The organism is Azospirillum brasilense (assembly GCF_022023855.1).
GTDB lineage: Bacteria > Pseudomonadota > Alphaproteobacteria > Azospirillales > Azospirillaceae > Azospirillum > Azospirillum brasilense_F.
On sequence record NZ_CP059452.1, the window covers coordinates 38,320 to 65,000 of the forward strand.

The window sequence follows — 26,681 nt, forward strand, 5'->3', positions numbered from 1 at the left end:
GACGCGGGGCGGAGCCTGCCGGGATGGAACGGTCAGGCCAGCGCTTCGCGGCGCAGCTGGAGAGTGCCGCCACGGCCCGCCGACGCCTGTGCGAAAACGCACATCGCGAACAGGGGCCGACAACAGGGGCCGACAAGGCGGGGATATCAGAAGCCGTGAAAACGGGTGAAGTCGGCGACCGGTGCGCGCTCGGTCTCCAGGCGGTTTTCCGGCGCGTCGGGGTCGGCGTGGCCCAGCGCCATGCCGCTCAGCAGGATGTCGGTGTCCGGGATGTCGAGATGGCGGCGGACGATGCGGTGGTACGTGATGAAGGCGGCCTGCGGGCAGGTGTCCAGCCCGAAGCCCCGCGCCGCCACCATCACATTCTCCATGAACATGCCGACGTCGAGCCAGCTTCCCTGCTCCATCCGCCGGTCCATGGTAAAGAACAGCCCGACCGGGGCGCCGAAGAAATCGTAGTTGCGGGCGTGCTGGTGAGCCATCGCCTCCCGGTCGCCCTTGGCGATGCCGAGCAGGCCGTAGAGGTCCCAGCCGATCTTTCGGCGCCGCGCCAGATAGGGCTCGAACCACTGCGTCGGGTAATAGGTGTATTCAGCGCCTGCCTGGTCATCCGCCGGGTCGAAATGGGCGGCGCGCAGCTCCGCCGACAGCGCCTCGCGCGCAGCACCGGCCACCGCGTGGACTTTCCAAGGCTGGATGTTCGACCCGCTGGGCGCCCGGCTGGCGGCGTCGAGGATCTCTTCCACCACGGCGCGCGGCACCGGCTTGGCGGTGAAGGCGCGGACGCTGCGGCGGCTGCGCACGGCCTCCAGGGCAGACAGGGGGCGGGAAAAGGATTCTTCGGACGCCATGGGCGCGCTCCGCTGCGGACGGTGTCTCACGAACCCTGTCCGGGGAACGGCGGCCCTCTCAGGACCGAGAAGGACGGTCAGGCTGGCAGCAGGCGCTGCACCGCGTCAAGGAGCTGGTCCTCTTCGAACGGCTTTTCCAAGAAGGCGGTCACGCCGGCTTCCCGCGCGCGGGCGAAGGTCGCGGGATCGCCGCGCCCCGACACCATGATGACGGGCAGGCCGTGCAGGTTCGCGCCGAAGCGCTCGATGAACTCCAGCCCGCTCATCACCGGCAGATGCAGGTCGAGAACGAGGCAGCCCGACGGCTTGCCGTTGTACTGATCCATGAAACTCTGGCACGACGCATAGTCGCGCACTTCGAAGGCACAGGCTTCGAGCAGCGCCTTCATCGAGTCCCGCACCGGCTCGTCGTCGTCGACGATGTAGACGATGCTATCGCCCGGTTCGGCCAAGACTGCCTCCAGCATCGGAAATCACGCGGAATGACGCCCGTCGTGGGGCGTTACAGGGAAGATAGAAGCCGACCGGCGGTGCCGGAATACGGAGTTCCCCTTATCGGGCGCGGTTTTGATGTGGATCAGTCGCCGCCAGCGTCGCCCGGCGACCCGAATTACTCCCCTTTGGGGGCGATCCCGGCGGCCAGGGCCATGCGGACCAGCGAGGGCAGGCTGTCGGCGCGCATCTTCTCCATCACGCGGGCGCGGTGGATCTCGACGGTGCGCGGGCTGATGGACAGCTCGAAGGCGATGACCTTGTTCGACTTGCCTTCGACCAGCCATTGCAGCACGTCGCGCTCCCGCGGCGTCAGGCAGGACAGCCGCTCCAGCACCTCCGGAGACGCGGCGGGGGCGGCTGGGGACGGGGCGGGCGCTTGGGCGGCCTGCGGCGCAGGCGTTGGAACGGCGCGGGCCAGGGCGGTCTTCACGCTGCCGATCAGGGCCTGCTCGTCGAAGGGCTTCTCCACGAAGTCGACGGCGCCGGCCTTCATGGCCCGCACCGCCAGCGGCACGTCGGCGTGGCCGGTCATCACGATCACCGGCAGGCCGCGCCCCTCCTGCACCAAGCGCTCCTGCACGTCGAGCCCGCTCATCTGCGGCATCCGCACATCGACCAGCAGGCAGCCGGGACGCGACGGCGCGTCCGATTCCAAGAAGGCGATGGGGGACGCGAAACCCTCGACCCGGAAGCCCTCGCATTCCAGCAGGATCACGACGGAGTCGCGCACCGCTTCGTCGTCGTCCAGGACGAAGACCGTCATGTCCGACGGGGATAATTCGGGCGGCAATGGGGGCTCAGGGCGCATCATCCTCTCCGGCAACCGGCACGGTGAAGGCAAAGGTGGCCCCTCGGTCCCCCGGTTCCAACCACAGGCGGCCGCCATGGGCCTCGATGATCGACCGGCAGATCGACAGGCCGAGTCCCATCCCCTTCTCCTTGGTGGTGACGAAGGGCTGGAAAAGCTGGGCCAGCACGGTCTCGTTCAGACCGGGGCCGGTGTCGCGGACGGTGACGCGCATCAGCGCCGCCGATTCCGGATCGGGGCCGGTGGTGACCGTCAGTTCCCGAATCTCCGACTCGGCCATGGCCTCGATGGCGTTGCGGACGAGGTTGAGGACGACCTGTTGGATCTGGATCTTGTCGATCAGCACGGGGCGCTCGTCGCCACTCATCTCCAGCCGGACATGGACGCCGCGCTCCTTGGCGCCGACCAGGGCGAGGGCGCTGGCCTCCTCCACCACCTTGCCGATGCTCTCCACCGTGTGCTCGGTCTGGCCCTTCTCGATGAAGTTGCGCAGGCGGCGGATGATCTGGCCGGCGCGGGCCGCCTGGGCGGTGGCCTTGTCCATCGTCTCCCGCGCCTTGTCCGCCCCATCCGGACGGTCGAGCAGGCGCTTCACCGCCTTGGCGTAGTTGATGACGGCGGTCAGCGGCTGGTTCAGCTCGTGGGCCAGGGTGGAGGCCATCTGACCCATGGCGCTGACCCGGCTGACGTGCAGAAGCTCCGCCTGAAGCTCCTGAAGGCGCTTTTCGGTGGCCTGCCGCTCGGTCAGGTCGCGGATGAAGCCGGTGAAGCAGCGATGCCCGGCCAGCTGAACCTCGCCCACCGCCAGCTCCATCGGGAAGACCGAGCCGTCGCGGCGCAGGCCGGAGACCACCCGCCCGATGCCGATGATCCGGCGCTCCCCGGTGGTCAGATAATGGTCCATGTAGCGGTCGTGCTGCTCCCGGTAGGGGGAGGGCATCAGCAGGCTGACGTTCCGCCCCGTCACCTCGGCGGCGCTGTAGCCGAACAGCCGCTCCGCCGCCGGGCTGAAGGACTCGATCAGTCCCCGCTCGCTGATGACGATGATCGCCTCGGGCACGGTCTCCAGGATGGAGGTGAGGCGGGCCTCGCGCTCCCGCAGGGCGGTTTCGGCCCGCTTGCGCTCGCTGATGTCGCGGATGATGCCGATGTAGACCCCGCCGCCACCCGCCTCCCGGCAGGCCTCGCCGACCGACAGTTCCATCGGGAAGGTGGTGCCGTCGCGGCGTAGGCCGGTGACCTCTCGCCCGATGCCGATGATCCGGCGTTCCCCGGTCCGGTGGTAGCGCTCCAGATAGCCGTCATGCTCCTCCCGGTAGGGCGGCGGCATCAGCATCTTGACGTTGTGGCCGATGACCTCGGCGGTGGTCCAGCCGAACAGCCGTTCGCAGGCCGGGTTGAAGGTCTGGATGCGCCCTTCGGCATCAATGATGACGATCCCGTCCGGCACCGTGTCCAGCATGGCCTGAAAACGCAGCATGAGGTCCGGATTTCCCGTCCCGATATCGTCCGCCATCCCCGTCCCCAACGTCCCTTGTCCCTTGGACCCTTCTTGCTCCAAGAGTAGTTGAGTTGATTTCTCGGTCAACCGGGATTGGGGCCAGGATTGGAGGTTGCGGGCGGGAAGATCGCTCCCCGCCCGTGCCGGACCGGCGAATCACGCCGCCTGCTGGCCCTCCAGAGTGACCGCGCGGTCGTGCTGAAGCTGGGCCGACACCTCCTCGGCGAGGCGGAAGGCCAGCGCCACGAGGTTGATGGTCGGGTGGTCGCACCCCATGCTGGGGAAGACCGAGCTGCCGCCGATGTACAGGTTGTGCATCCCGTGCACCTTGCAGCGCGCGTCGACCACACCCTGCTTCGGGTCGTCGTGCATGCGGGTGGTGCCCATATGGTGCCAGCACCAGGAGATGCGCTCCGCCCAGGCGCGCTCGGCGGCCTCCTGCGGGTCGGCCTCGGTCACCGTGATCAGGCCGTTGCGGGTCAGTTCCGTCCGCACCAGCGCGTTGGTGCGCAGGAAGTTGTCGCGGTCCTGCTCGGTCAGGCGCCACACCGTGTCGGCCCGGTTGAGGCCAAGCGCGTCGCGCTCCGTCGCCAGGGTTACGCGGCTGTCGGGGTTGGGCACCGGCTCGACGATGGTTTCCAGTAGGAAGCTGCGCGTCACCCAGGCCGGGTTGACCACATTGTCGAACAGCGCGTAGGCGAGGTTCGGCAGATTCAGCGCGATCTGCGGCACCGCCTCGCGCAGCAGGGCGCGCAGGTCGCCCTCGGCGTGGCCGAACTTGCGGCGGTCGGACATCAGCATGCGCAGGTCGTGCAGCGCGCGCACCCCGGCGGTCGCCTCACCGTGATACTGCGCCACCAGATAGCTGCGCGAGTTCATCAGCCCCAGCCGGCGCTGCGTCTCCACCGTCGGCGACAGGGAGGCTGAGACGGGAAGGTGCTTGGCGTTCAGCCGGCGGCGCGACAGCGTCAGCGTCATGTCGTAGAGGCGGCGGTGCCGCGCCTGATCGGTCAGCCGGACCGAGCTGGCCTTGATGCGCGGGTGGTCGGTGAAGTAGCGGCCGACCAGATCGTGGCCGTTGCCCAGCCCGGCGCTTTGCACCCGGTTGGACAGCAGCAGCAGGCGGGCGTTCTCGATGCCGCCGCAGCACAGGACGAACTGCCGCGCCGTGACGGTGAAGCGGGCGCCGCTAAGGGCGGCGCAACGCACCCGCTCGACCACCGTGGCGGTGTCGTTGGTCTCGAACTCGGTGACATTGGCGTTCAGGTAGCAGGCGATGTTCGCGGCCTGGACGATCTCGTCGACGGAGGTCACGCCGACGCGCGGCTGGTCGCTGATCTGGGCGATCCGGTTCTCCAGCGCGCCGCCCTCGACCGGCAGGAACTCGATCCCGTCTGGCGCCAGGGTCTTCTCCCAATGGCCGTTGTCGTAGATGCGAGACGGCAGATTCAGGTGGCTGTGGGCGCGGGCGTAGTAGGGGGCCAGCATCTCCGGCCCGAAGGGCCAGCCGCTGTTCGGCACCCAGGGCCGCGCCTCCATGTCGATCGGCTCGAAGGGCCGGCAGAAGCCGCCCCAGCAGTTGGTGCTGCCGCCGAAATAGCGGCTGCGCGCGGTGGACAGGCGCTCGTAGGGCAGGCCGAGATTCTCGCCGGCGTAGAGCGACTGGGTGTGGCCGTCGGGGTCGAGCCCGCCGCTCTCCAGAAGGACGATCTTCCAGCGCGAACCGGCCAGCGCACGGGCTATGGCGAGCCCGGCGGCACCGGCGCCGACGATGCAGAGGTCCGCGTCAAGGTTGGTGCCCGAGGACACCGAGCGAGCATCGAGAATCATGCTGCGCCTGCTTTTCTTTGGGGTTGAACGCACGGGACTCAGATAAATCTCAAGTTCCCCATGCCGTTACTGAAATTGCGGGCTAGCCCGTCCAGCGGATTGACCCCGGCACCGCCCCCGCAGCCAGCAACTGCGCGGGTTTTATCCATTTTTTCAAAGGACTGACCGTCCCATCCCCGCACCACTTTCGATGCGGAGTCCGAAGGGGTAGCCCGGCCTTCCCCCGGATTAAAAATTCGGCGGAGTGCCCCCCAGCGCCTGGAGGAGGGACACGGCGGCCAGCAGGCGGCTCTGCCGCACCGACAAAGCGCTCTCCTCGTCCGACAGGGCGGCGGTCTGGGCGGTCAGGACGCTGCTGTAGGGCAGGGTGCCAGCCCGGTACTGGTTCAGGGTCAGCCGCTCCGCCTCGCGTGCCAGCCGCACGGCGTCGTCCTGCACGGCGGCCTGCCGGGCCAGGATGCGCTGGGCGGCGAGCTGGTCCTCGACCTCCTGGAAGGCGGTCAGCACGGTCTGGCGGTACTGCGCCACGCTCTGGTCGAAGACGGCGCGGCGCAGCTCCACCTCGGCCGTCCGCGCGCCTCCGTCGAACAGGGTCTGGGCGACCTGCGCCCCGACCGCCCAGATCGCCGTCGGCGCCTGGAGAAGCTTGGGCAGGATCGTCGCGCTGTTGGTGATGGAGCCGGACAGCACCACGTCCGGGTACCAGGCCGACTCCGCGATGCCGATCTGGGCGTTGGCCTGGGCCATCTGCCGTTCCGCCGCCGCGATGTCCGGCCGGCGCTCCAGCAGGGCGGAGGGCACGCCGGGCGGGATCGCCGGGACCGCGGCAGTCAGCGGCGCCGGGGCCAGCGCGAAGGCGGCGGGCGCCTGCCCGACCAGAACCGCCATGGCGTGCTCGAACTGGGCGCGCTGCACCCCCAGTGCCACGAGCTGCGACTCGGTGGAGCGGACCTGGGTCTCGGCGGTGAAGACGTCGGCCAGGGTCGCCGTGCCCACGGCGTGGCGGTTGCGGGCGATCTCCAGCGACTGGCGGTAGGCCGCGATGGCCCGCTCCAGCAGCGCCTTGCGCTCGTCCGCCACGCGGAACTGCACGTAGGCGGTGGCCAACTGCGCCTGCGCCGACAGGCGCGCGGCGGCGAGGTCGGCGGCGCTGGCCTGGAGGTTGGCGTCGTTGCTTTCCACCGACCGGCGGATGCGGCCCCAGAGGTCCGGCGCCCAGCTCGCCCCCAGCCCGGCGTCGTAAGTGGTCACCGGGGTTCCGCCGCGGCTGATGCCGGTGCCGGAAACGCTGCGGTTGCCCGACCCGACGGTTCCCGCCCGGTCGGCCCCGCCGCTGACCGACAGGATGGGGAAGAAGGCGGAGCGGGCCTGATCCGACAGCGCCTCGGCCTGCCGGTAGGCGGCTTCCGCCGCCTTCAGGCTCTGGTTGTCGACCTCCACCCGGCGCATCAGCCCGTCCAGCACCGGATCGTTGAAGACGGTCCACCAAGGACCGGCCTCCGCCTGTCCGGGGGTGGCGGGGCGCCAGCCGTCGTCGCGCGGGACGGGGGGAGCGAAGGCCACGGGGGTGATACCGCCCTCCTTGTAGGCCGGCGGCACGGCGGCAGAGGGCCGCTCGTAGTCCGGTCCCACCGCGCAGGCCGACAGCAGGGTGAGGGTGCCGAGCGCCGTACCCAGCAGACGGGCGCGCCGCCCGATGATCGTCGTCATATCAGGTTCATCCACGGTCAATCCCCTCTCCCGCCCCGGGAGAGGGAAGGGGCCCGCGCCGCAGGCGTGGGAAGGGTGAGGGTGCCGCCGAGAATCAGCGCCATGATCCTCGCGGGACCCTCACCCGCCCGCTGTCGCGGGCACCCTCTCCCGGGGCGGGAGAGGGACTTGTCGGCAGTGGCCGCCATCATGCCGCGACACCCGCCTCGGGGCGCCGCCAGCGCCGCCGGCACCACAGCCGGAAGCGGTCGAGGTACAGGTAGGTGACCGGCGTCGTGTAGAGGGTCAGCATCTGGCTGACGACCAGACCGCCGACGATGGCGATGCCCAGCGGCTGGCGCAGCTCCGCTCCGTCGCCGGAACCGAGCGCCAGCGGCAGGGCGCCCAGCAGGGCGGCGACCGTGGTCATCATGATCGGGCGGAAGCGCAGCAGGCAGGCGCGATGGATCGCGGTGCGCGGGTCCAGCCCCTCGCTCCGTTCCGCCTCCAGCGCCACGTCGATCATCATGATCGCGTTCTTCTTGACGATGCCGATCAACAGGATGACGCCGATCAGCGCGATGATGCTCAGTTCCTTGTCCAGCGCCATCAGCGCGACCAGCGCTCCCACCCCGGCGGAGGGCAGGGTGGAGAGGATCGTCAGCGGGTGGATGTAGCTTTCGTAGAGCACGCCCAGCACGATGTAGACGGCCAGCAGCGCCGCCAGGATCAGCACCGGCTGGTCGCCGATGGACTGCTGGAACACCCGCGCGGTGCCCTGGAAGCTGCCCTGGATGGTCGTCGGCATGCCGATCCGGTCCATGGTGTGGCGGATCAGGGTCAGCCCCTCGCCCAGCGAGATTCCGGGGGCGAGGTTGAAGGAGATGGTGGTGGCGACGAACGGCCCCTGGTGGTTCACCGACAGCGGCGTGTTCTCCAGCGAGACGCGGGCGATGGCCGAGAGCGGAACCATCGTCTCCACCCCTGTGCTGAGCGCCGATCCGGTGGAGGCGGCGTTGCGGCCGGTGGTGGCGATCTGGTTGATGCGCTGGTTGCGCGCGGCCTCGGTGTCGGCCGTGGCCGCCCCGGCGATGGCGCTGGTCGCCTGCGTCCCGCTGACCGCCCCGCCGGATTTGCTGATGAGGATGTCCTTCATCATCTCCGGGTCCTCGCGGTACTGGGGGGCGACCTCCATGATCACACGGTACTGGTTCAGCGGGTTGTAGATGGTCGAGGCGGAGCGTTGGCCGAAGGCGTCGTAGAGCGTGTTGTTGATCTGGTTGAAGGACAGGCCCAGCCGCGCCGCGGCGTCGCGGTCCACCGTCACCTCCAGCGCCAGCCCGCGCTGCTGCTGGTCGGAGTTCACCTCGGTCAGTTCCGGCACCTGCTGGAGCGCCTGGGTCAGGCGGGGCGCCCAGGTCTGCAGCTCGTCCAGCGTGTCGCCCTGCAGCGTGAACTGGTAGTTGGCGTTGGCCTGCCGTGCCCCCGCCCGCAAATCCTGCATGACCGACAGGTAGAGGTTGGCGCCGGGCACCTGGGTGAGCTGGCCGCGCAGCCGGGCGATCACCGCGTCGGCCGTGACGTCGCGCTGCGCCAGCGGCTTCAGCGTGACGGCCATGTAGCCGCTGTTGGTCCGGCTGCCGCCGGTGTACCCCACCACCGTCTCCACCGCCGGGTCGGCCTGCACCAGCGCCACGAAGCGCTCCATCTTCTCCTTCATCAGCGTGAAGGAGGTGCTCTGGTCCGCCACGACGAATCCGTTCAGCCGGCCCGTGTCCTGCTGCGGGAAGAAGCCCTTGGGGATGATCGTGAAGAGATGGATGCTGAGCGCCACCGTCGCCGCGAAGACCACCATGGTCAGCAGGCTGTTGTCGAGCGCCGCCGTCAGCGTCCGGTCGTAGAGGCGCAGCGTCCCCCCGCCGATCCACGCGCCGACCCGGCGCAGGGCGGCCACGGCGCGGCCCGGCTCCTTGGCCTTGCGCGGCTCCCGCAGCAGGACCGCGCACATCATCGGCGTGGTGGTCAGGCTGATGACCATCGAGACCAGGATGGCGATGGACAGGGTCAGGGCGAATTCGCGGAACAACCGCCCGACGATGCCGCCCATCAGCAGGATCGGGATGAAGACGGCGACCAGCGACACGCTCATCGACAGGACGGTGAAGCCGACCTCCCGCGCGCCGCGCAGCGCGGCCTGGGTGCGGGACATGCCGTTCTCGATGTGGCGGGCGATGCTCTCCAGAACGACGATGGCGTCGTCAACCACGAAGCCGGTGGCGACGGTCAGCGCCATCAGCGACAGGTTGTTCAGGCTGTAGCCGAGCAGATACATGGCGCCGAAGGTGGCGACCAGCGACACCGGCACCACCACGCTGGGGATCAGCGCCGCCCGCGCGTTGCGCAGGAACAGGAACACCACCATCACCACAAGCCCAACGGCAATGATCAGCGTGTGCTCCACCTCGGCCAGCGAGGCGCGGATGGTCGTGGTGCGGTCGCTGGAGACCGACAGGTCGATGTCGGCGGGGATGGAGGCGCGAAGCTCCGGCAGCATGGCCTTCACCCGGTCCACCGTCTCGATGATGTTGGCCGCCGGCTGGCGGTTCAGCATCAGCAGGACCGACGGCTTGCCGTTGGTGATTCCGGCGTTGCGCAGATCCTCCACGCTGTCCGACACCTCGGCCACGTCGGACAGGCGGACGGAGGCCCCGTTGCGGTAGGCGATGACCAGCGACCGGTATTCCTCCGCCTTGCGGGCCTGATCGTTGGTGTAGATCTGGAAGCGCAGCTCCCCGTCCTCGACGGCGCCCTTGGGGGCGTTGGCGTTGGCCGACGCGATGGCGGCGCGCACGTCCTCCAGCCCGATGCCGTATTGGAACAGGGCGCGCGGGTTCAGCTCCACCCGCACGGCGGGGAGCGAGCTGCCGCCGATGCTGACCTGCCCGACGCCCTCCACCTGCGACAGCTTCTGCTGGAGCACGGTCGCCGCGGAATCGTAGAGCTGCCCCTGGCTGAGCGTCGCCGAGGTCATGGTCAGGATCATGATCGGGGCGTCGGCGGGGTTGACCTTGCGGTAGGTCGGGTTGCTGCGCAGGCTGGACGGCAGGTCGGCGCGGGCGGCGTTGATGGCGGCCTGCACTTCGCGGCCCGCGCCGTCGATGTCGCGGTTCAGCCCGAACTGCAGCGTGATGCGCGTCGATCCGGCGGAACTGGAGGAGGTCATCTCCGTCACGTCGGCGATCTGCGCCAGATGCCGTTCCAGCGGTGTCGCGACGCTGGCCGCCATCGTTTCCGGGCTGGCGCCGGGCATCGAGGCGGTGACCGAGATGGTCGGGAAATCCACCTGCGGCAGCGGCGACACCGGCAGCCCGACGAAGCCCAGCGCCCCGGCCAGCGCCATCCCGAGCGTCAGCAGGGTCGTCGCCACCGGCCGCCGGATGAAGGGCGCCGACAGGTTGGCGGCCCAGCTCATCGCGCGGCCCCTTCCGTCTGCCCGTCAGGGCGCCCGCGCAGGCGCGCGGCCAGCCGGTCGAAGGCCAGATAGATCACCGGCGTGGTGTAGAGGGTGAGAAGCTGGCTGAGGATCAGTCCGCCGACGATGGACACGCCCATCGGCTGGCGAAGCTCCGACCCCGTGCCGGTGCCGAGCATCAGCGGCAGGGCGCCGAGCAGCGCCGCCATCGTCGTCATCAGGATCGGCCGGAAGCGCAGCAGGCAGGCCTGATAGATCGCCTCGCGCGGGGGCTTGCCCTCCTCACGCTCGGCGTCGAGCGCGAAGTCGATCATCATGATCGCGTTCTTCTTCACGATGCCGATCAGCAGGATGATGCCGATGATGGCGATGATGTCCAGGTCGTGCCCGGCCAGCATCAGCGCGATCAGCGCCCCCACCCCCGCCGAGGGCAGGGTGGAGAGGATCGTGATCGGATGGATGTAGCTCTCGTAGAGGACGCCCAGCACGATGTACATCGTGACGATGGCCGCCAGGATCAGCAGGAGCTGGTTGCCCAGCGACGCCTGGAAGGCCAGCGCGGCGCCCTGGAAGCGGGTCAGTACGCTGGCCGGCAGGCCGAGTTCCTGCTCCGCCGCCTCGATGGCCTTGACCGCTGCCCCCAGCGACACCCCCGGCGCTAGGTTGAAGGAGACGGTGACCGCCGGGAATTGCCCGAAATGGTTGATCTGGAGCGGCGCGTTGCGCACCTCCATCCGCGCGAAGGCGGCCAGCGGCACCTGCCCGCCGCCCGCCGAGGGCAGATGGATGGAGGTGAGAAGCTGGTCCACCGTCATGCGGTCGGGGTCGGCCTCCAGGATCACGCGGAACTGGTTGGCCTGGGTGAAGATGGTGGAGACGATGCGCTGGCCGAAGGAGTCGTACAGCGCGTTGTCGATGGCCGCCGTGGTGACGCCGTAGCGCGCGGCGGTGTCGCGGTCGATGGTGATGGCGGCCGACAGCCCCTTCTCCTGAAGGTTGCTGGTGACGTCGGTGATCTCCGGCACCGCGGCCAGCCGGTCGATCAGCCTCGGCGCCCAGACGCGCAGTTCCTCGGGGTTCGCGTCCTCAAGCACGAACTGGTACTGGGTGCGGCTGACCGTGGCGTCGATGGTCAGGTCCTGCACCGGCTGCATGAACAGCTCGATTCCGGGGACGGCGGCGGTGTTGTGGCGGATGCGGCGGATGATGTCGGCCACATGGTCCGTCCGCTGCTCCTTCGGCTTCAGGTTGATGAGGAGGCGCCCGCTGTTCATGGTGGTGTTGGTGCCGTCCACCCCGATGAAGGAGGACAGGCTGACCACGTCGGGGTCCTTCAGCACCTCCACCGCCAGCGCCCGCTGCCGCTCCGCCATGGCGGCGTAGGAGACGGACTGGGTGGCCTCCGTCACGCCCTGGATCAGGCCGGTGTCCTGCGCCGGGAAGAAGCCCTTGGGGATGGCGGTGTAGAGCACGACCGTCAGCGCCAGCGTCCCCACGGCGACCAGCAGCGTCGCCCCCTGGCGGTCGAGCACCCAGCGCAGCGTGCGGGCGTAGCCGGCGACCACCGCGTCGAACCACGCCTCGATGCGCCGCGCGATGGCGGACATCTCGCGCGGCTCGCGGTGACGCAGCAGCTTGGCGCAGAGCATCGGCACCAGCGTCAGGGAGACGACAGCGGAGATCAGGATGGTGACGGCCAGCGTGATGGCGAACTCGCGGAACAGCCGGCCGACCACGTCGCCCATGAACAGCAGCGGGATCAGCACCGCGATCAGCGAGACGGTCAGCGACACGATGGTGAAGCCGATCTGCTTCGACCCCTTTAGCGCGGCCTGGAGCGGGGATTCACCGCGCTCCACATGGCGGGCGATGTTCTCGATCATCACGATGGCGTCGTCGACGACGAAGCCCGTCGCGACGGTCAGCGCCATCAGCGACAGGTTGTTCAGGCTGAAGCCGGCCAGATACATCACCGCGAAGGTGCCGACCAGCGACAGCGGCACCGACAGGCTGGGGATGATCGTCGCCGGGATGTTGCGCAGGAACAGGAAGATCACCAGGACCACCAGCCCCATGGCCACCATCATCTCCATCTGCACATCCTCGACGGAGGCGCGGATGGTCACGGTGCGGTCGGTCAGCACGGCGACGTCGACCGAGCCGGGCAGGGCGGCTGTCAGGTTGGGCAGCATCTCCTTCACCCGGTCCACCACCTCGATCACGTTGGCGCCGGGCTGGCGCTGGATGTTCAGGAGGATGGCCGGCGTGTCGTTCATCCAGGCGCCCAGCCGGGTGTTCTCGGCGCTGTCCAGCACCTCGGCCACGTCGGACAGGCGGACCGGGGCGCCGCTGCGGTAGGCGACGACGAGGTCCTTGTACTCGTCGGCCCGGCGGAGCTGGTCGTTGGCGTTGATGGTGTAGTTGCGGGTCGGCCCGTCGATGGTGCCCTTGGGCGAGTTGACGTTGGCCGTGTTGATGGTGCTGCGCAGGTCGTCGATGTTCAGCCCGTAGGCGGCCAGCGCCTGGACGTTGGCGCGGATGCGCACCGCCGGCCGGTGCCCGCCGCTGAGGCTGACCAGACCGACGCCGGGGAGCTGCGACAGCTTCTGCGCGAAGCGGCTGTCGGCCAAGTCCTGCACCTGGGTCAGCGGCAGCGTCTTGGAGGTCAGGGCCAGCGTCAGGATCGGCGCGTCCGCCGGGTTGACCTTGGCGTAGATCGGTGGGGCGGGCAGGTCGGAGGGCAGCAGGTTGCCGGCGGCGTTGATGGCCGCCTGCACCTCCTGCTCCGCGATGTCGATGCTGAGTTCCAGCCCGAACTGGAGCGTGATGACCGACGCCCCGGCGGCGCTGACCGAGGACATCTGCACCAGCCCCGGCATCTGGCCGAGCTGGCGTTCCAGCGGGGCGGTGACCGACGAGGTCATCACCTCCGGGCTGGCGCCGGGGAAGAAGGTCTGGACCTGGATCGTCGGGTATTCCACCGCCGGCAGCGCCGACAGCGGCAGGAAGCGGTAGGACACCGCCCCCACCAGCAGGATCGCCAGCATCAGCAGCGAGGTGGCGACCGGGCGGACGACGAAGGGGTGGGAGATGTTCATGGCGGTAGGCGGGCGTTACGACGCGTTGCGCTGGGGGCGGCGCTGCGGGCGCGGGCCCTCGCTGGCCGGGGCGGAAGATGTGGCGGGGGCGGCCGGCTGGGCCGAGCCGTCGGTCGCCGCGACCTTGGCGCCCTCGCGCAGCCGGTCGGCGCCTTGGATCACCACCGTCTCGCCGTGCTGCAGGCCCTGGGTGATGACGGTCTTTGCCCCGTCGCTGGCGCCGAGCGTCACCGGACGGACCGAGGCCGTGCTGTCCTCGCCGTTCACCACATAGACATAGGTGCCGGGTGCCCCACGCTGCACCGCCGCCACCGGAACCATCGGCACACCGGCCAGCGTGTCCACCAGAAGCTGGACGTTGACGAACTGGTTGGGGAACAGCGACTGGTCGGCGTTGTCGAACTGGGCGCGCAGCTTGACCGTGCCGGTGGTCACGTCGATCTGGTTGTCCACCGTGGTCAGCGTGCCGGTCGCCAGCACGCGGTCGCGCGTCCGGTCGTAGGCGGTGACCGGCAGGTGTGCCCCGTCGCGCAGCCGCGCCAGGATCGCCTGAATGTTGTCCTCCGGCAGGGTGAACAGGACGGAGATCGGCTGCACCTGGGTGATGACGACGATGCCGCCGGCCTCGCCCGCGGTGACGTAGTTGCCGGGATCGACCAGCCGCAGCCCGGCGCGGCCGGAGACGGGGGCGGTGATGCGGGTGTAGGACAGGTTCAGCTTGGCGTTCTCCACCGCCACCTGATCGGCCTTCACCGTGCCCTCATACTGCTGAACCAGCGATTCCTGCGTGTCGCGCTGCTGCTTGGCGATGGAGTCCTGCTTGACCAGCAGCCGGTAGCGCTCCAGGTCCAGCCGGGCGTTCTTCAGCAGCGCCTGATCGCGCAGAAGCTGGGCCTCGGCCTGCTCGACGGCGAGCTGAAAGGGGCGCGGGTCCACCTCCGCCAGGAAGTCGCCCTTCTGCACGGCCTGCCCCTCGTTGAAGGCGACCTGGGTGAGCTGGCCGCCGACCTGCGGGCGCACCGTGACGGTGGCGAGCGACGAGACGGTGCCCAGCCCGTTCAGCCGGATCGGCATGTCGCCCTTCTCGACCTTGGCGGTCACCACCGGCGCCGCGGTCGGCATGCCGGGCCGGAACCCGCCGGGGCCGCCGCGCCCCGCCATCTCCGGCGCCGGGCGGAAGGCGAACCACCAGACCCCGCCGCCGATCAGCGCCAGCACCACCAGCCAGGCCAGCACCCGGCCCAGGATCGAGCGGCGCTCGGGCGCGTCGGTCCGCTGGGCGTCGGGAGCCGAGTGGTCCCGGCGGGCCTCCGGCACTGCCGTGGCGTGGCTGTCCGGCCCCTGCGCGGGTGGCGGTTTGAGAGGCGTGTCCAAATCCATCGGGTCCTTCATCGCCTGCGGGCGTCGTCCGGAAAGTCGCGTCGGGAGGGCGGCCGGCGGCCCAGCCCCGATCCCGGCGGGACGCTATCACGGCGTCGCGCGCAGAATATGTCCAGAAGGGATTAGATTTGTAACGCTCGGTAACAGCGTCGAGGGGCGTCAGGAATCCCCTCTCCCCTCAGGGGAGAGGGTTAGGGTGAGGGGGTTGCGCTTTTGCCGGACGTTCCGCGATGCGCAACCCCCCCACCGGCCCTCCGGGCCACCCTCTCCCCAGAGGGGAGAGGGTTATGTTACGCCAACCCCGTCACGAAGGCGGCGATGCGGCGGCAGGCCTCCGCAAGCTCCGCCTCGCCGACCGCGAAGGACAGGCGGACGCAGCCCGCCGCCGCCGGACCGAAGGCGCCGGCGTCGAGGACCGACACGCCGGTTTCGCGGAACAGCCGCCACGCGAACTCCATGGTCGGCAGGCCGGTGCCGCGCACGTCCACCAGCATGAACATGCCGGCCTCCGGCTTCAGGCAGCGCAGGCCGGGAACGGAGCCGAGCGCCTCCAGCGCGATGTCGCGGCGGCGGCGGTAGCCCTCGCGCATCGCCGCCACCGCCTCGTCGCCCTGCTCGACGGCGACCAGCGCCGCCTGCTGGACGAAGCCCGGCAGGCCGTAGAGCATGCACAGCGCCAGCGTGCCCATATGGGCGACCAGCGGCGCCGGGGCGACCACCCAGCCGGCGCGCCAGCCGGTCATGGCGTGCGACTTGGACAGGCTGTTGATGGTCACCGTGCGCTCCGCCATGCCGGGCAGGGTGGCGATGCCGATGTGCGGCCGGTCGAAGGTCAGGCTGGCGTAGACCTCGTCGGCGACCACCCACAAATCGTGGCGGCGGGCGAGGTCGGCCACGGCCTCCAGCTCCTCCATCGACATCACGATGCCGGTCGGGTTGGCGGGGGTCGCCAGGAAGATGGCGCGGGTGCGCGGGGTGACCGCGGCGGCCAGCGCCGCCGGGTCCAGCCGCAGCGTGGCGGCGTCCGGGGCCACCGGGACCAGCGTGGCGCCCGACGCGCGGACGCAGGCCTCGTAGGTCAGGTACATCGGCTCCGGCACCAGCACCTCGTCCCCCGCCTCGACGAGGCAGAGGGTGGCGTTGAACAGGCCGTTCTGCGCCCCGGCGCAGACGATGACGTTCTCCGGCTCCACCGGCAGGCCGGTGCGGCGGGCCACGTCGCGGGCCAGCGCGGCGCGCAGCTCCGGGCGGCCGGGAATCGGGGTGTAGTGGGTGTCGCCGGCGTGCAGAGCGGCGATGGCGGCGTCGCGCACCGGGGCGGGCGTGTCGAAATCCGGGTCGCCGACGCTCAGCACGATCACGTCCTCGCCGCGCCCCTTGGCGGTCCAGGCGGCGAAATGGATGTCCCAGGCTGCGACGCGGTCGCCGCGGATGCGGTCGGTGAGGGAAGAGAAACGCATCGGCGGAGGCTCCCTGGCAGGCTTTCGCATTGGCCGGAAAGGTTCCCGGCGGACGACCCATCCATATGCCCCAGGGCTGTGCCGGGGCACAACCGGGCGTTTGAGGGGCGACGGCGCAAGGCGGCCATTCATGCCCATTAGGACACCCTGATATGACCGACCGGCAATTGCAGCGCTGCGAAAGCGGGGCCTATGACGGACCTCAACGATAAAAGCGAATCAATCGCCGGCCAACAAACGCCCGAGAACGTGCAAAGGATGACCATGTACCACGACCGTATTCGCCTGAAGTCCCTGTGGGGAAAGGTGGTGACGCCGGAGGAGGCCGCCCTGCTTATCCGCGACGGCATGACCATTGGCATGAGCGGCTTCACCCGCGCCGGCGACGCCAAGGCGGTGCCGCTGGCGCTGGCCGAACGCGCCGCGACGGAGCGGCTGAAGGTCACGCTGATGACCGGCGCCTCGCTCGGCAACGACGTGGACCGCATCCTCACGGAGGCCGGGGTGCTGGCCCGCCGCCTGCCGTTCCAGGCCGACCCGGTGCTGCGCAAGGCGATCAACCGCGGCGAGGTGATGTTCGTCGACCAGCACCTCTCGGAGACGGTGGAGCTTCTGCGCTCCCGCCAGATGGGGCCGGTGGACGTGGCGGTGATCGAGGCCTGCGCGATCACCGAGACGGGTGGGATCGTTCCCACCACCTCCATCGGCAACTCCGCGACCTTCGCCATCCTGGCGGAGAAGATCATCGTTGAGCTGAACCTGACCCAGCCGCTCGACCTGGAGGGGATGCACGACGTCTACATCCCGACGCGCCGCCCCTTCCGCGAGCCGATCCCGGTGGTGACGGCGGAGAGCCGCGCCGGCCTGCCCTACATCCCCATCGACCCGTCGAAGATCGCGGCCATCGTGGTGACCCGCAAGCAGGACAGCAGCGCCACCATCCTGCCGCCGGACGGCGAGACCAGGGACATCGCCGGCCATCTGATCGAATTCCTCGACCGCGAGGTGCGGCAGGGCCGGCTGGGCCGCTCGCTGAACCCGCTCCAGGCCGGGATCGGGACCATCGCCAACGCCGTGCTGCACGGCATGATCGACAGTCCCTTCCACGACCTGACCATGTACAGCGAGGTCCTGCAGGACAGCACCTTCGACCTGTTCGACGCTGGGAAGCTGACCTTCGCGTCGGGCTCCTCCATCACACTGAGCGCCGAGAAATACGCGGAGGTTCTGCCGAAGATCGGCAGCTACAAAGGACGGCTGCTGCTGCGCCCGCAGGAAATCTCCAACCACCCGGAGGTCATCCGCCGGCTGGGCGTGATCGGCATCAACACGGCGCTGGAGTGCGACATCTACGGCAACGTGAACTCCACCCACGTCAACGGCACGCAGATGATGAACGGCATCGGCGGCTCCGGCGACTTCGCGCGCAACGCCCATCTCGCCATCTTCGTCACCAAGTCGCTGGCGAAGGACGGCAGGATTTCCAGCGTCGTGCCGATGGTCACCCACACCGACCAAAACGAGCATGACGTGGACGTCCTGGTGACGGAAACCGGTCTGGCCGACCTCCGCGGCCTCGCCCCGCGCGAGCGGGCGGAGACGATCATCCGCAATTGCGTCCATCCCAGCTACTGCGAGCTGGCGTTGGATTATCACCGCCGGGCGCTGCAGCGCGGCGGCCACACGCCGCATCTGCTGGAGGAGGCCTTCTCCTGGCACCTGCGCTACCAGCAGACGGGGAGCATGCAGCCGGCCTGAGGTCCCGATGCCCTCCCCTGCGCAGCGGGGGAGGGTTGGGTGGGGGCCGCCGCGAGGGCCTGTTGCCTCGGTTCAGGGGCAGACGGCCTCGACGATCCGGCACACGTCCCCGGCGGTGCGCGGGGTGAAGCGGGCGAGCAGCCCGCCGCGCAGCTCGGGCACGATCAGCGACACCGGCTGCTCGGCAGGAACCGTCAGGTCGTGGTCGAGGTCGCAGACGCTCACATAGTCCAGCCCGGCCAGGGCGACCAGGAGCGACTGCCGCCCCCGCTCGTCGACGGCGTGGGCGATGGCCCGCCCGTTGGCGGCGGCATAAGCGGCGGCATGGTCCCAGGTGTAGCGGGACACCGGCAGAACCCGCAGCGACGGGTGGCTGCGCAGGACCGTGGCGATGAGGGCGTTGAGGCCGCTGGACAGGCTCGGCATGGTTTCCAAAGGCTTCCGACTGTGGAGCGCCATGCTACCACGAATTCGGCCGTTGGGGACGCCACCCCCGCGTGATGTGAAAATGGTCACGCGGGGGTCACGCTCGTGCAAAGGTGTCAGCCGGCGCGGACCCGGGCGATGAAGCCGTGGATCTCGTCGCGCAGCAGGTCGGAGTCGCGGGACAGGCTGTTCGCGGCGTCCAGCACCTCTGCGGCGGCCTCGCGCACGTCGGTGGCCGACTGGCTGACGCCGCCGATGTTGCCCGAGACCAGCCGGGTGCCCTGGGCGGCCTGCTGGATGTTGCGGCCGATCTCGTGCGTGGCGGCGGTCTGCTCCTCCACGGCGGCGGCGATGGCCCCGGCGATGGCGTCCACGTCGGCGATGGTTCGGGCGATGTTGCGGATGGCCGTCACGGTGCCTTCGGTGATCGCCTGGATCTCGGTGATCTGGCTGGCGATCTCCTCGGTCGCCTGGGAGGTCTGGGTGGCCAGCGCCTTGACCTCGCCTGCCACGACGGCGAAGCCCTTGCCGGCCTCGCCGGCGCGCGCCGCCTCGATGGTCGCGTTCAGCGCCAGCAGGTTGGTCTGCGACGCGATGTTCTGGATCAGGTTGACGACGTCGCCGATCTTCTGGGCGGCGCTGGCCAGCCGTTCGACCAACGCGTTTGTCCGTTCCCCTTCGGCCACGGCGTCGCGGGCGACCGTCGCCGCACCGTTCACTTGACGGCCGATCTCACCGATGGAGCTTCCCAGCTGCTCCGACGCCGCGGCGACCGTCGCGACGTTGGCCGACGCCTGCTCCGTCGCGGCGGCGACCGAGGAGGCCTGTTCCGTCGTCGTCTCGGCGGCGCCGGTCATCGTCTGCGCGTTGCTTTGAAGCTGACGGGCGGCCTGCGACACGGCCTGCACCACGCCCTGCACGTTGGCGTCGAACTGGTCGGCCAGGGCCAGCATGGCGGACCGGCGGTCGGCCTCCATCTGGCGCTTCTGCGCGTCGCTCTCCTCCTGGAGGCGGCGCATGTCCAGCCCGTTGCTCTTGAAGACCTGGAGCGCGCGGGCGAGCAGGCCGACCTCGTCCGAGCGCCCGGTGCCCTGGATGGCGACGGTCAGGTCGCCGGCGGCGATGGAGGTCATCTCCGACGTCAGGCGGTGCAGCGGACGCACCACGAAGAACAGCAGGATGGAGCCGAGCAGGCCGAAGGCGAACAGCAGGCCGGCACCCGCGACCGTGTAAAGCCGCGTCATGACCTGCTGGGACAGGGCGGTGGCGCGCCGCTCGGCCTCCCGAGTCTCGGCCATGCTCTGCTCCACCCGCTCGCCCAGCGCGGCGGTCAGCTTCTGCCGAACGGGGCGGCCGACGTCGATGGACACGCGGATGGCGCCGTCGGTATCGAAGCCGCGGGCCAGCTGCACGGTGGTCTGGGCGACGCGCTCATACTCCCCGACGATCGACTTGATGGCCTGGATGCTCTCGCGCTCCGCCGGGTCGTCGTAGGCCTCGGCCAGCGTGTCGATGGCGGACAGGGCCTTGGCGATGTTGGCCGTGAGCTGCGCGTTGGCGGCGTCGATGGCTTCGCGGGACGAGGCGACGATGGCGTTCGCCTCGGTGTCCATGGCGTCACCCAGCGCCGATTGGACGGCGATGGTCGCGCCGAGCCGGTCGGCGACCAACTCGGTGATGCGGGCGGTTGAGCTTGTCAGATCGGAGATCGCGCTCCGGGCGGTCCAGACGAGGCTGGCGATGACGATCAGCAGGACGAGAACCGGAACGAGGATCTTGTGCAATAACTTGCGGTTCGAAAACCAGCGGTGCAGCGGCATGTCCAGGACTTTCCAATAAATCGGGCTTCGTCGGCGGGGCGGTGGGGGCGCCGGGAGCCGTGTCCAAAAAAAATCCCCCGCAGGCCGGTCGGCATGCGGGGGGAGTGGGGACGCCGTCAGCCGGCCAGCCGGTCCCAGCAGCCATCTAAGGCGGGGGACAGCTTGTGCTTCATGATGCGCTGGCTGGGGGTGCGCTCGAACTCCTCGACCACCGCGATGTAGCGCGGATTCTGGTAGGGGGCGAGCTGCTTTCCGAGCCAGCCGGACAGCGACGGGATGTCCAGCGTCGCCCCGGCCTTCGCCTTCACGAACAGCTTGATGTCCTGTTCGCCGACGTCGGCGGCGACGCCGATGATGGCGCAGTCCTCGACGGAGGGGTGGGTGGCCGCCACATGCTCGACCTCCCAGGCCGAAACGTTCTCGCCCTTGCAGCGCACGCTGTCGGTCATCCGGCCGTGGAACAGCAGCGTCCCGCTGTCGTCGAGCGAGCCGAGGTCGCCGGTGTGCAGGGCGCCGTCCTTGAGCGCGCGGGCCGTCGCCTCCGGGTTGCGGAAATAGCCGGGGAAGATGGCGCCGGGGCGGTCGGTGCGGACGACGATCTCGCCGCGCTCGCCCTTCGGCACCGGCTGGCCGGCGCCGTCCAGCAGCTCCACGGTGAACCACGGCATCGGGCGGCCGACCGCGCCGACCACGCCCTCGTCGTTGCAGGTGGTGATGCTCGACGCCTCGGTCATGCCGTAGCATTCGCGGATCTGCACGCCGAACCGTTCCTCGAAGGGCGTCCAGGTCTCCTTTGGGCAGCCGCCGCCCCAGGCGATGCGCACGGGGTGGTCATGGTCGCGCGGCGAGACCGGCTGCTTGAGCAGGATCTGCAGGATGCCGCCCAGATAGTGGATGTGGGTCGCCCCGTACTCCCGCACCTGATCCCAGAAGCGGCTGGCGCTGAAGCGGTCGACCATGGCCAGCGACACGGCACGGATAAGCGGCATGACGATCATCTGGGCGCCGCCGATGTGGTACAGCGGCTCCCACACGAACAGCACGTCGCCGTCGCGGGCGGCCGAGACGCGGGCCACCGCCTCGCCGGCCAGCCGCATCATGCGGTGCGACACCAGCACGCCCTTGGGCCGCCCGGTGGTGCCGGAGGTGTACATGATAGCGAAGGTGTCGTCGGGGGCGGGCGGCGCCTCCTCGAAGGCGGCGTTGGACTCCAGCAGGGTCTCCAGCCGCAGGTCCGCCGCCGGATCGCCTTGGACGATCATCGGCGTGCCGGCGGGCACAGCACCCGTCTCGGCGATCACCGGCAGGAACTCGGCCTCGGCGATGATGGCGCCGGGATCTGAATGCTCCAGGATGTAGCGCAGGCCCTCGCCGCGCTGCTGGGCGTTGATCGGCACCCAGACCAGCCCGGCCTTGGCGAGGCCGAACAGGGTGGACAGCACCAGCGGGCTGTTGCGCAGCATCAGCGCCACGCGGTCGCCGGGCTTCAGCCCCAGCCGCCGCAGCTCCGCCGCCACGCCGTCGGACTGGCGGTCGAGCGTGGCGAAGCTCAGCGCCTCGCCGTTGAAGCGGGCGAACAGGCGGGCGCGTCCGGTCCGGGCCGCCTGCGTGAACAGGCGGACGAACCCTTCTTCGAAATCGGACATGATGTGTAATCTCGAATGCGTTTGGTCGGTTGGTGACGGCCGAGTGTGGTTGCGGATCACCGCGCCGGACGGCGCAGCCATTCCGCCATCAGCAGCAGGGCCATCACGATCGCGAAGACCACGACGGACACGGCGGCCAGCGTCGGGTTCAACTGGAGGATCATGTCGTCCCACATCTGCTTCGGAAGCGTGGTCTTGACGCCGCCGCTGACGAAGATCGCCACGGTCAGCTCGTCGAAGGAGGTGATGAAGGCGAACAGGAACGCCGCCACCAGACCGCCGCGGATCAGCGGAACGGTGACCAGCATCAGCGTCCGGAAGCGGTTCGCCCCCAGCGTCGCCGCCGCCTGGTCCAGCCGCCAGTCGTGCCCCTTGACCACCGCGGAGATCGCGACGAAGGCGAAGGGCAGGGCCAGCACCGTGTGGCCGATGATCAGGCCGAGGTCGGTGGCGACCAGCCCGATCTGGGCGAACAGGTAGAACAGCCCGACCGCGATGACGATGCGCGGCACGATCATCGGCGCCAGGAAGAAGGCGAAGATCGCCCCCCGCCAGCGCGAGGAGGAGCGGGCGAGCGCCAGCGCCGCCAGACCGGCCACCAGCGTCGCCAGGATCGCCGTGGCGAAGGCCACCACGAAGGAGCGGATCGTCGCCGACACCCACAAGTCGGAGTTGAAGTAGACGCGGAACCACTCTAGCCCGTAGCCCGGCGGCGGGAAGTCGAGGAAGGGCGAGGTGGTGAAGGCGATGGGAACGACGACCAGCGCCGGGGCGACCAGGAAGACGATGATCGCCGCGGAATAGAGCGGCAGCAGCCGGTCCATCATCTTCGGCCCCAGCGCGCGCCCGACCGGGGCGCCCAGCGCCGTCGACGCCTTGGCGAGCGCCGACAGGATCGTCATCCCGGCGCTGCGCAGGTGGCCCTGGCCGGCGCCGGTCCGCCCGGAACTCTCTCCCGACAGGGAGGACAGGCCGAACAGCCGGTCGTAGACCCAGCAGGTGACCAGCGCCGCGACCAGCATGAAGGTGGCCAGCGCGCCGGCGAAGGCCCAGTTCAGCATCTCCTGGATCTGGGTGATGATGAGCTGCGCCAGCATGGTCTGCTGCGGCCCGCCGAGCAGCGCCGGAACGATGAAGAAGCCCAGCGACGAGATGAAGGTCAGCAGCCCCGCCGCGGCCACGCCGGGCAGAGAGAGCTGGAAATAGACCAGCCAGAAGGCGTTGGCCGGCGGCGCCCCCAGCGTCTCGGCCGCCTGGACCAGCCGGCGGTCGATGGTGGTCAGCACCGGCAGCATGGTCAGCACGGCCAGCGGCAGCATGGCGTGGACCATGCCGGCCATCACGCCGAACTCGTTGTGCAGCAGCGGCAGAGGGGACATCCCCGTGCCGGACAGGATCTGGTTGATGACGCCGGTGCGCCCCAGGATGACCATCCAGGCGAAGGTCTTCACCAGATAGCTGGTCCAGAAGGGCACCATCACCGCCAGGATCGCCAGCCCGCGCTGGCGCTCCGGCAACTGCGCCAGCCAGTAGGCCAGCGGATAGCCGAACAGGAGCGACAGCAGGGCGGTCAGCCCGGCGATGCGGAAGGTGCTCATCAGGACGCGGAAATAGACGTCCGTGGCAACGATGCGGGCGTAATGGTCGCCGGTCCAGGCCGAGGTCTCCAGATCCTGGACGCTGAGGCCGAGCAGCCGCAGCACCGGGAACAGGAAGAAGATGGCCAGGAAGGCGAGGCCGGGGGCGGCCAGCCACAGAGGGCCGAAGCGCAGCCGCCGCCGCGCCGCCGCGAAGGCGCCGTCATGGTTCAGGGTTGCGGCGCTCATGACACCAGCACCCCGGCGTCGGCGCGCCAGCGCACCGCGACCACCTCGCCCAGCCGCGGCGGTGCGGTGCCGCGGCGCAGGCGGACGGTGATCGTCTCCTCGCCGCCGAGTGACACCAGCACGCGGGTCTCGGACCCGGCATAGACAGTGTCCACCACCTCGCCGCGCACCTCGTTGTCGCCGTCGCCGTCGATGTCGAGCTGTTCGGGACGGACGACCAGCGTGCCGTCCTGGCTGTCCGGCGTGTCGGCGGACAGGCGGAAGCTGCCGTTGCCGGTGACCAGCATGGGCGCTCCGTTGCCGTCGCGCCTGACCTGCCCGCGGAAGATGTTCGACACGCCGATGAAGTCGGCGGCAAACGCGGTTTTCGGGCGGGCGTAGATGTCGTGCGGGGTGCCGAGTTGCTCGATCCGGGCGTGGTTCATCAGGCAGATGCGGTCCGACATGGCCAGGGCTTCCTCCTGGTCATGGGTGACGTAAATGATCGTGGCGCCCGTCTCGCGGTGCAGGCGCTTGATCTCGTACTGCATATGCTCGCGCAGCTTCTTGTCGAGCGCCCCCAGCGGCTCGTCCATCAGGATGACCGAGGGCTGGTAGACGAAGCAGCGCGCCAGGGCGACGCGCTGCTGCTGCCCACCGGACAGCTCCTTGGGGAAGCGCCCGGCGAGGTGGCCCAGATGGACCATCTCCAGCGCCTCCTTCACGCGCCGCGCCAGATCAGCCGGTGCGACGCCGCGCATGCGCAGGGGAAAGCCGATGTTCTCGGCCACCGTCAGGTGGGGGAACAGGGCGTAATGCTGGAAGACGAGACCGATGTCCCGCTTGTGCACGGGCGTCCGGGTCTCGTCCTGCCCATCGATCAGGATGCGCCCGCCGCTGGGCTCCACCAGCCCGCAGATCATCTGCAGCAGCGTGGTCTTGCCGGACCCTGACGGGCCGAGCAGCGTCAGGAACTCGCCCGCCGGGACTTCCAGGCGGGTGGGCTCCAGCGCCGTGATGGCGCCGTACCGTTTGGTCAGGCCGTCGACCAGCAGCTTCGGCGTGGCGGCGGCTCCGGCCTGGACCGGCGCTGTCCGCGCCTGTGCGAGCGGTGAGAGCATGGCGGCGGGTCTCCTTTCCGACAGGCGGGCTTAGCCGAGAATCCAGGCGTTGAAACGCTCGTTCATCTTCGACCGGTTGGCGCCCCACCAATCCTCCTTGGCGATGGTCATCACCTTCAGATTGTCTTCGAAGGTCGGCAGCGCCGGGGCGCGCTCCTTCGGGATGCTCTTGTAGGCGTCGAGGTTGGTCGGGCCGTAGGCCAGCACCTCGGTGAAGACGGCCTGACGGGCCGGGTCGGCGCAGAACTTGATGAACTGGCGGGCGGCGTCGGCGCGCGGGTTGCCGCGGGGGATGCCCCAGCCCTCGATCGAATAGAGCCCCTGGTTCCAGTTGATCTTCACCGGGGCGCCGCCGTCGATCACCGCCTGGGCGCGGGCGTTCCACAGGGCGATCATGTCGACCTCGCCGCTCTGGATGAGCTGGCTGGACTGGGCGCCGCCGGTCCACCACACGGCGACGTGCGGCTTGATGCGGTCGAGCGCCTTGAAGGCGCGGTCGACGTCGAGCGGGTAGAGCTGGTCGAGCGGCACGCCGTCGGCGAGCAGAGCCTGCTCCAGCGTGTCGATGGGGTTCTTGCGCAGCGAACGGCGGCCCGGGAACTTCTCGACGTTCCAGAAATCGGCCCAGCTCTGCGGCGCGTTGGAGGCGAATTTGTCGGCGCGGTAGCCGAGAATGGTCGAATAGACGTCGGTGCCCATCCAATGGCTGGTCAGCGAATCCGGCATCAGGCCGGGCGCGTCCGCCGCGGTGAAGTTCAGCGGCTCCAGCAGGTTCTGCTTCATCAGGATGTCGCGCGCCGACAGGGTCAGCGTGCAGACGTCCCAGGTGTAGGACTTGGTCTCCACGATGGCCTTGAACTGGGCGGTCGGCTCCGCCTCGCGGGCGACGTTGACCACCTTGATGCCGGTGGCCTTTTCGAACGGGTCGTAGAAGGCCTTGCGGAAGGCCGGGCTGTAGGGGCCCCCCGGGTCGGCGACGGTGATCTGCGTGGCGGCGAAGGCCGGACGCAGCAGCCCGGCGGGCAGGGTGGCGCCCAGCGCGACGCCGGCGGCTCCCTTCATCAGGCTGCGGCGGCCCATGGAGAAGCCGGAGGTCTTGCTCATGTGAAACTCCCTGTTCTGTGCGGCCGGGGCGTCTCTGTTGCCCCGGTGGATGAGCGCCGCCGTGGCGGCGCGGGTGGGCGGATCGTTGCGCCCAGGAAGAGTCGTGTTTGCGGCCTGAGCCCGAGTTACGCGCGCTTCGCGGCGCGCTTGGCGAGGAACTCCTCCATCATCCGGGCCGGTTCGCCGGACGCGTAGGCCTCGCGCTGGATGCGCACGCCGGCGGCCAGGGCGTCGCGGAAGCCGGCATCGGTCATCTCGCGGAAGCGCTGCTTGTCCAGGCGCATGGCGACCGGCGGCTTGGCGGCCAGCTCCTCGGCCAGGGCCAGCGATTCGGCCATAACGCGGTCCTGCGGGACGATGCGGTTGATCAGGCCGATGCGGTGGCTTTCCTCGGCGTCCATCAGGCGACCCGACAGC

18 protein-coding genes (1 of these 18 running past the window's edge) are annotated in these 26,681 nt (G+C 69.6%); 1 reads left to right on the plus strand and 17 read right to left on the minus strand.

The window, feature by feature from the left end:
* Positions 1-146: 146 nt before the first annotated feature.
* From H1Q64_RS26845 to H1Q64_RS26890, 10 genes are all read right to left on the minus strand, one after another.
* Positions 147-851 carry a nitroreductase gene (locus H1Q64_RS26845; RefSeq protein WP_237907499.1) on the minus strand — a complete coding sequence of 235 codons (705 nt, stop codon included), beginning with the start codon at positions 849-851 and terminating at the stop codon, positions 147-149.
* A gap of 77 nt (positions 852-928) precedes the next feature.
* Positions 929-1,303, minus strand: coding sequence for a response regulator transcription factor (locus H1Q64_RS26850; RefSeq protein ID WP_051141058.1), 375 nt, complete (start codon positions 1,301-1,303; stop codon positions 929-931).
* Between the two features lie 158 nt (positions 1,304-1,461).
* Positions 1,462-2,109 (minus strand): response regulator transcription factor, encoded by a 648-nt coding sequence (locus tag H1Q64_RS26855; protein WP_237907500.1) that lies wholly within the window; start codon positions 2,107-2,109, stop codon positions 1,462-1,464.
* 34 nt (positions 2,110-2,143) lie between these two features.
* A complete protein-coding gene (locus H1Q64_RS26860; RefSeq protein ID WP_237907501.1) occupies positions 2,144-3,634 on the minus strand; it encodes a PAS domain-containing sensor histidine kinase in 1,491 nt (496 codons plus the stop codon).
* A 177-nt stretch (positions 3,635-3,811) separates the two neighbouring features.
* Positions 3,812-5,485 (minus strand): FAD-dependent oxidoreductase, encoded by a 1,674-nt coding sequence (locus H1Q64_RS26865; RefSeq protein ID WP_237907502.1) that lies wholly within the window; start codon positions 5,483-5,485, stop codon positions 3,812-3,814.
* 228 nt (positions 5,486-5,713) lie between these two features.
* Positions 5,714-7,195: an efflux transporter outer membrane subunit gene (locus H1Q64_RS26870; RefSeq protein WP_237907503.1), complete on the minus strand. Its 1,482-nt coding sequence runs from the start codon at positions 7,193-7,195 to the stop codon at positions 5,714-5,716.
* Positions 7,196-7,382: 187 nt separating this feature from the next.
* Positions 7,383-10,646 (minus strand): efflux RND transporter permease subunit, encoded by a 3,264-nt coding sequence (locus H1Q64_RS26875; protein WP_237907504.1) that lies wholly within the window; start codon positions 10,644-10,646, stop codon positions 7,383-7,385.
* The gene (locus H1Q64_RS26880; protein WP_237907505.1) at positions 10,643-13,744 is read right to left on the minus strand and encodes an MdtB/MuxB family multidrug efflux RND transporter permease subunit; all 3,102 of its coding nucleotides are present in this window, start codon (positions 13,742-13,744) and stop codon (positions 10,643-10,645) included. Before H1Q64_RS26880 ends, H1Q64_RS26875 begins: the two co-directional genes overlap by 4 nt.
* A 15-nt stretch (positions 13,745-13,759) precedes the next feature.
* Positions 13,760-15,124: an MdtA/MuxA family multidrug efflux RND transporter periplasmic adaptor subunit gene (locus H1Q64_RS26885; RefSeq protein ID WP_237907506.1), complete on the minus strand. Its 1,365-nt coding sequence runs from the start codon at positions 15,122-15,124 to the stop codon at positions 13,760-13,762.
* A 290-nt stretch (positions 15,125-15,414) separates the two neighbouring features.
* A complete protein-coding gene (locus tag H1Q64_RS26890; RefSeq protein ID WP_237907507.1) occupies positions 15,415-16,584 on the minus strand; it encodes a pyridoxal phosphate-dependent aminotransferase in 1,170 nt (389 codons plus the stop codon).
* A 264-nt stretch (positions 16,585-16,848) separates the two neighbouring features.
* On the opposite strand from H1Q64_RS26890, the gene H1Q64_RS26895 reads away from it, so the two are divergent.
* Complete coding sequence (locus H1Q64_RS26895; protein ID WP_237907731.1) at positions 16,849-18,342, plus strand: acetyl-CoA hydrolase/transferase family protein; 1,494 nt, start codon at positions 16,849-16,851, stop codon at positions 18,340-18,342.
* A 72-nt stretch (positions 18,343-18,414) separates the two neighbouring features.
* Here the strand turns inward: H1Q64_RS26895 and H1Q64_RS26900 are convergent, their stop codons facing one another.
* The 7 genes from H1Q64_RS26900 to H1Q64_RS26930 all read right to left on the minus strand — a co-directional run.
* Complete coding sequence (locus H1Q64_RS26900) at positions 18,415-18,768, minus strand: hypothetical protein (RefSeq protein WP_237907508.1); 354 nt, start codon at positions 18,766-18,768, stop codon at positions 18,415-18,417.
* 116 nt (positions 18,769-18,884) lie between these two features.
* The gene (locus H1Q64_RS26905) at positions 18,885-20,588 is read right to left on the minus strand and encodes a methyl-accepting chemotaxis protein (protein WP_237907509.1); all 1,704 of its coding nucleotides are present in this window, start codon (positions 20,586-20,588) and stop codon (positions 18,885-18,887) included.
* Between the two features lie 116 nt (positions 20,589-20,704).
* Positions 20,705-22,234 carry an AMP-binding protein gene (locus H1Q64_RS26910; RefSeq protein ID WP_237907510.1) on the minus strand — a complete coding sequence of 510 codons (1,530 nt, stop codon included), beginning with the start codon at positions 22,232-22,234 and terminating at the stop codon, positions 20,705-20,707.
* A 56-nt stretch (positions 22,235-22,290) separates the two neighbouring features.
* Positions 22,291-24,060: an ABC transporter permease subunit gene (locus tag H1Q64_RS26915; protein WP_237907511.1), complete on the minus strand. Its 1,770-nt coding sequence runs from the start codon at positions 24,058-24,060 to the stop codon at positions 22,291-22,293.
* Positions 24,057-25,160 (minus strand): ABC transporter ATP-binding protein, encoded by a 1,104-nt coding sequence (locus H1Q64_RS26920; protein ID WP_137105746.1) that lies wholly within the window; start codon positions 25,158-25,160, stop codon positions 24,057-24,059. The genes H1Q64_RS26915 and H1Q64_RS26920 overlap by 4 nt, the downstream gene beginning before the upstream one ends.
* A gap of 30 nt (positions 25,161-25,190) precedes the next feature.
* Entirely contained in the window at positions 25,191-26,264 is a 1,074-nt protein-coding gene (locus H1Q64_RS26925; RefSeq protein WP_237907512.1) for a polyamine ABC transporter substrate-binding protein, read from the minus strand.
* A 125-nt stretch (positions 26,265-26,389) separates the two neighbouring features.
* Positions 26,390-26,681: the final stretch of an enoyl-CoA hydratase/isomerase family protein gene (locus H1Q64_RS26930; protein ID WP_237907513.1), read on the minus strand. Its footprint extends 479 nt past the window's final position; 292 of the gene's 771 nt are visible here — the last part of the coding sequence; its start codon lies beyond the right edge, outside the window; it ends in the stop codon at positions 26,390-26,392.

Excerpts from the sequence above, each read along its gene's own strand:
- H1Q64_RS26845 (WP_237907499.1), bottom strand. The coding sequence starts at position 851 with ATGGCGTCCGAAGAATCCTTTTCCCGCCCCCTGTCTGCCCTGGAGGCC.
- H1Q64_RS26855 (WP_237907500.1), bottom strand. The coding sequence starts at position 2,109 with ATGACGGTCTTCGTCCTGGACGACGACGAAGCGGTGCGCGACTCCGTC.
- H1Q64_RS26860 (WP_237907501.1), bottom strand. The coding sequence starts at position 3,634 with ATGCTGCGTTTTCAGGCCATGCTGGACACGGTGCCGGACGGGATCGTC.
- H1Q64_RS26865 (WP_237907502.1), bottom strand. The coding sequence starts at position 5,485 with ATGATTCTCGATGCTCGCTCGGTGTCCTCGGGCACCAACCTTGACGCG.
- H1Q64_RS26870 (WP_237907503.1), bottom strand. The coding sequence starts at position 7,195 with ATGACGACGATCATCGGGCGGCGCGCCCGTCTGCTGGGTACGGCGCTC.
- H1Q64_RS26875 (WP_237907504.1), bottom strand. The coding sequence starts at position 10,646 with ATGAGCTGGGCCGCCAACCTGTCGGCGCCCTTCATCCGGCGGCCGGTG.
- H1Q64_RS26880 (WP_237907505.1), bottom strand. The coding sequence starts at position 13,744 with ATGAACATCTCCCACCCCTTCGTCGTCCGCCCGGTCGCCACCTCGCTG.
- H1Q64_RS26885 (WP_237907506.1), bottom strand. The coding sequence starts at position 15,124 with ATGGATTTGGACACGCCTCTCAAACCGCCACCCGCGCAGGGGCCGGAC.
- H1Q64_RS26890 (WP_237907507.1), bottom strand. The coding sequence starts at position 16,584 with ATGCGTTTCTCTTCCCTCACCGACCGCATCCGCGGCGACCGCGTCGCA.
- H1Q64_RS26895 (WP_237907731.1), top strand. The coding sequence starts at position 16,849 with ATGTACCACGACCGTATTCGCCTGAAGTCCCTGTGGGGAAAGGTGGTG.
- H1Q64_RS26900 (WP_237907508.1), bottom strand. The coding sequence starts at position 18,768 with ATGCCGAGCCTGTCCAGCGGCCTCAACGCCCTCATCGCCACGGTCCTG.
- H1Q64_RS26905 (WP_237907509.1), bottom strand. The coding sequence starts at position 20,588 with ATGCCGCTGCACCGCTGGTTTTCGAACCGCAAGTTATTGCACAAGATC.
- H1Q64_RS26910 (WP_237907510.1), bottom strand. The coding sequence starts at position 22,234 with ATGTCCGATTTCGAAGAAGGGTTCGTCCGCCTGTTCACGCAGGCGGCC.
- H1Q64_RS26915 (WP_237907511.1), bottom strand. The coding sequence starts at position 24,060 with ATGAGCGCCGCAACCCTGAACCATGACGGCGCCTTCGCGGCGGCGCGG.
- H1Q64_RS26920 (WP_137105746.1), bottom strand. The coding sequence starts at position 25,160 with ATGCTCTCACCGCTCGCACAGGCGCGGACAGCGCCGGTCCAGGCCGGA.
- H1Q64_RS26925 (WP_237907512.1), bottom strand. The coding sequence starts at position 26,264 with ATGAGCAAGACCTCCGGCTTCTCCATGGGCCGCCGCAGCCTGATGAAG.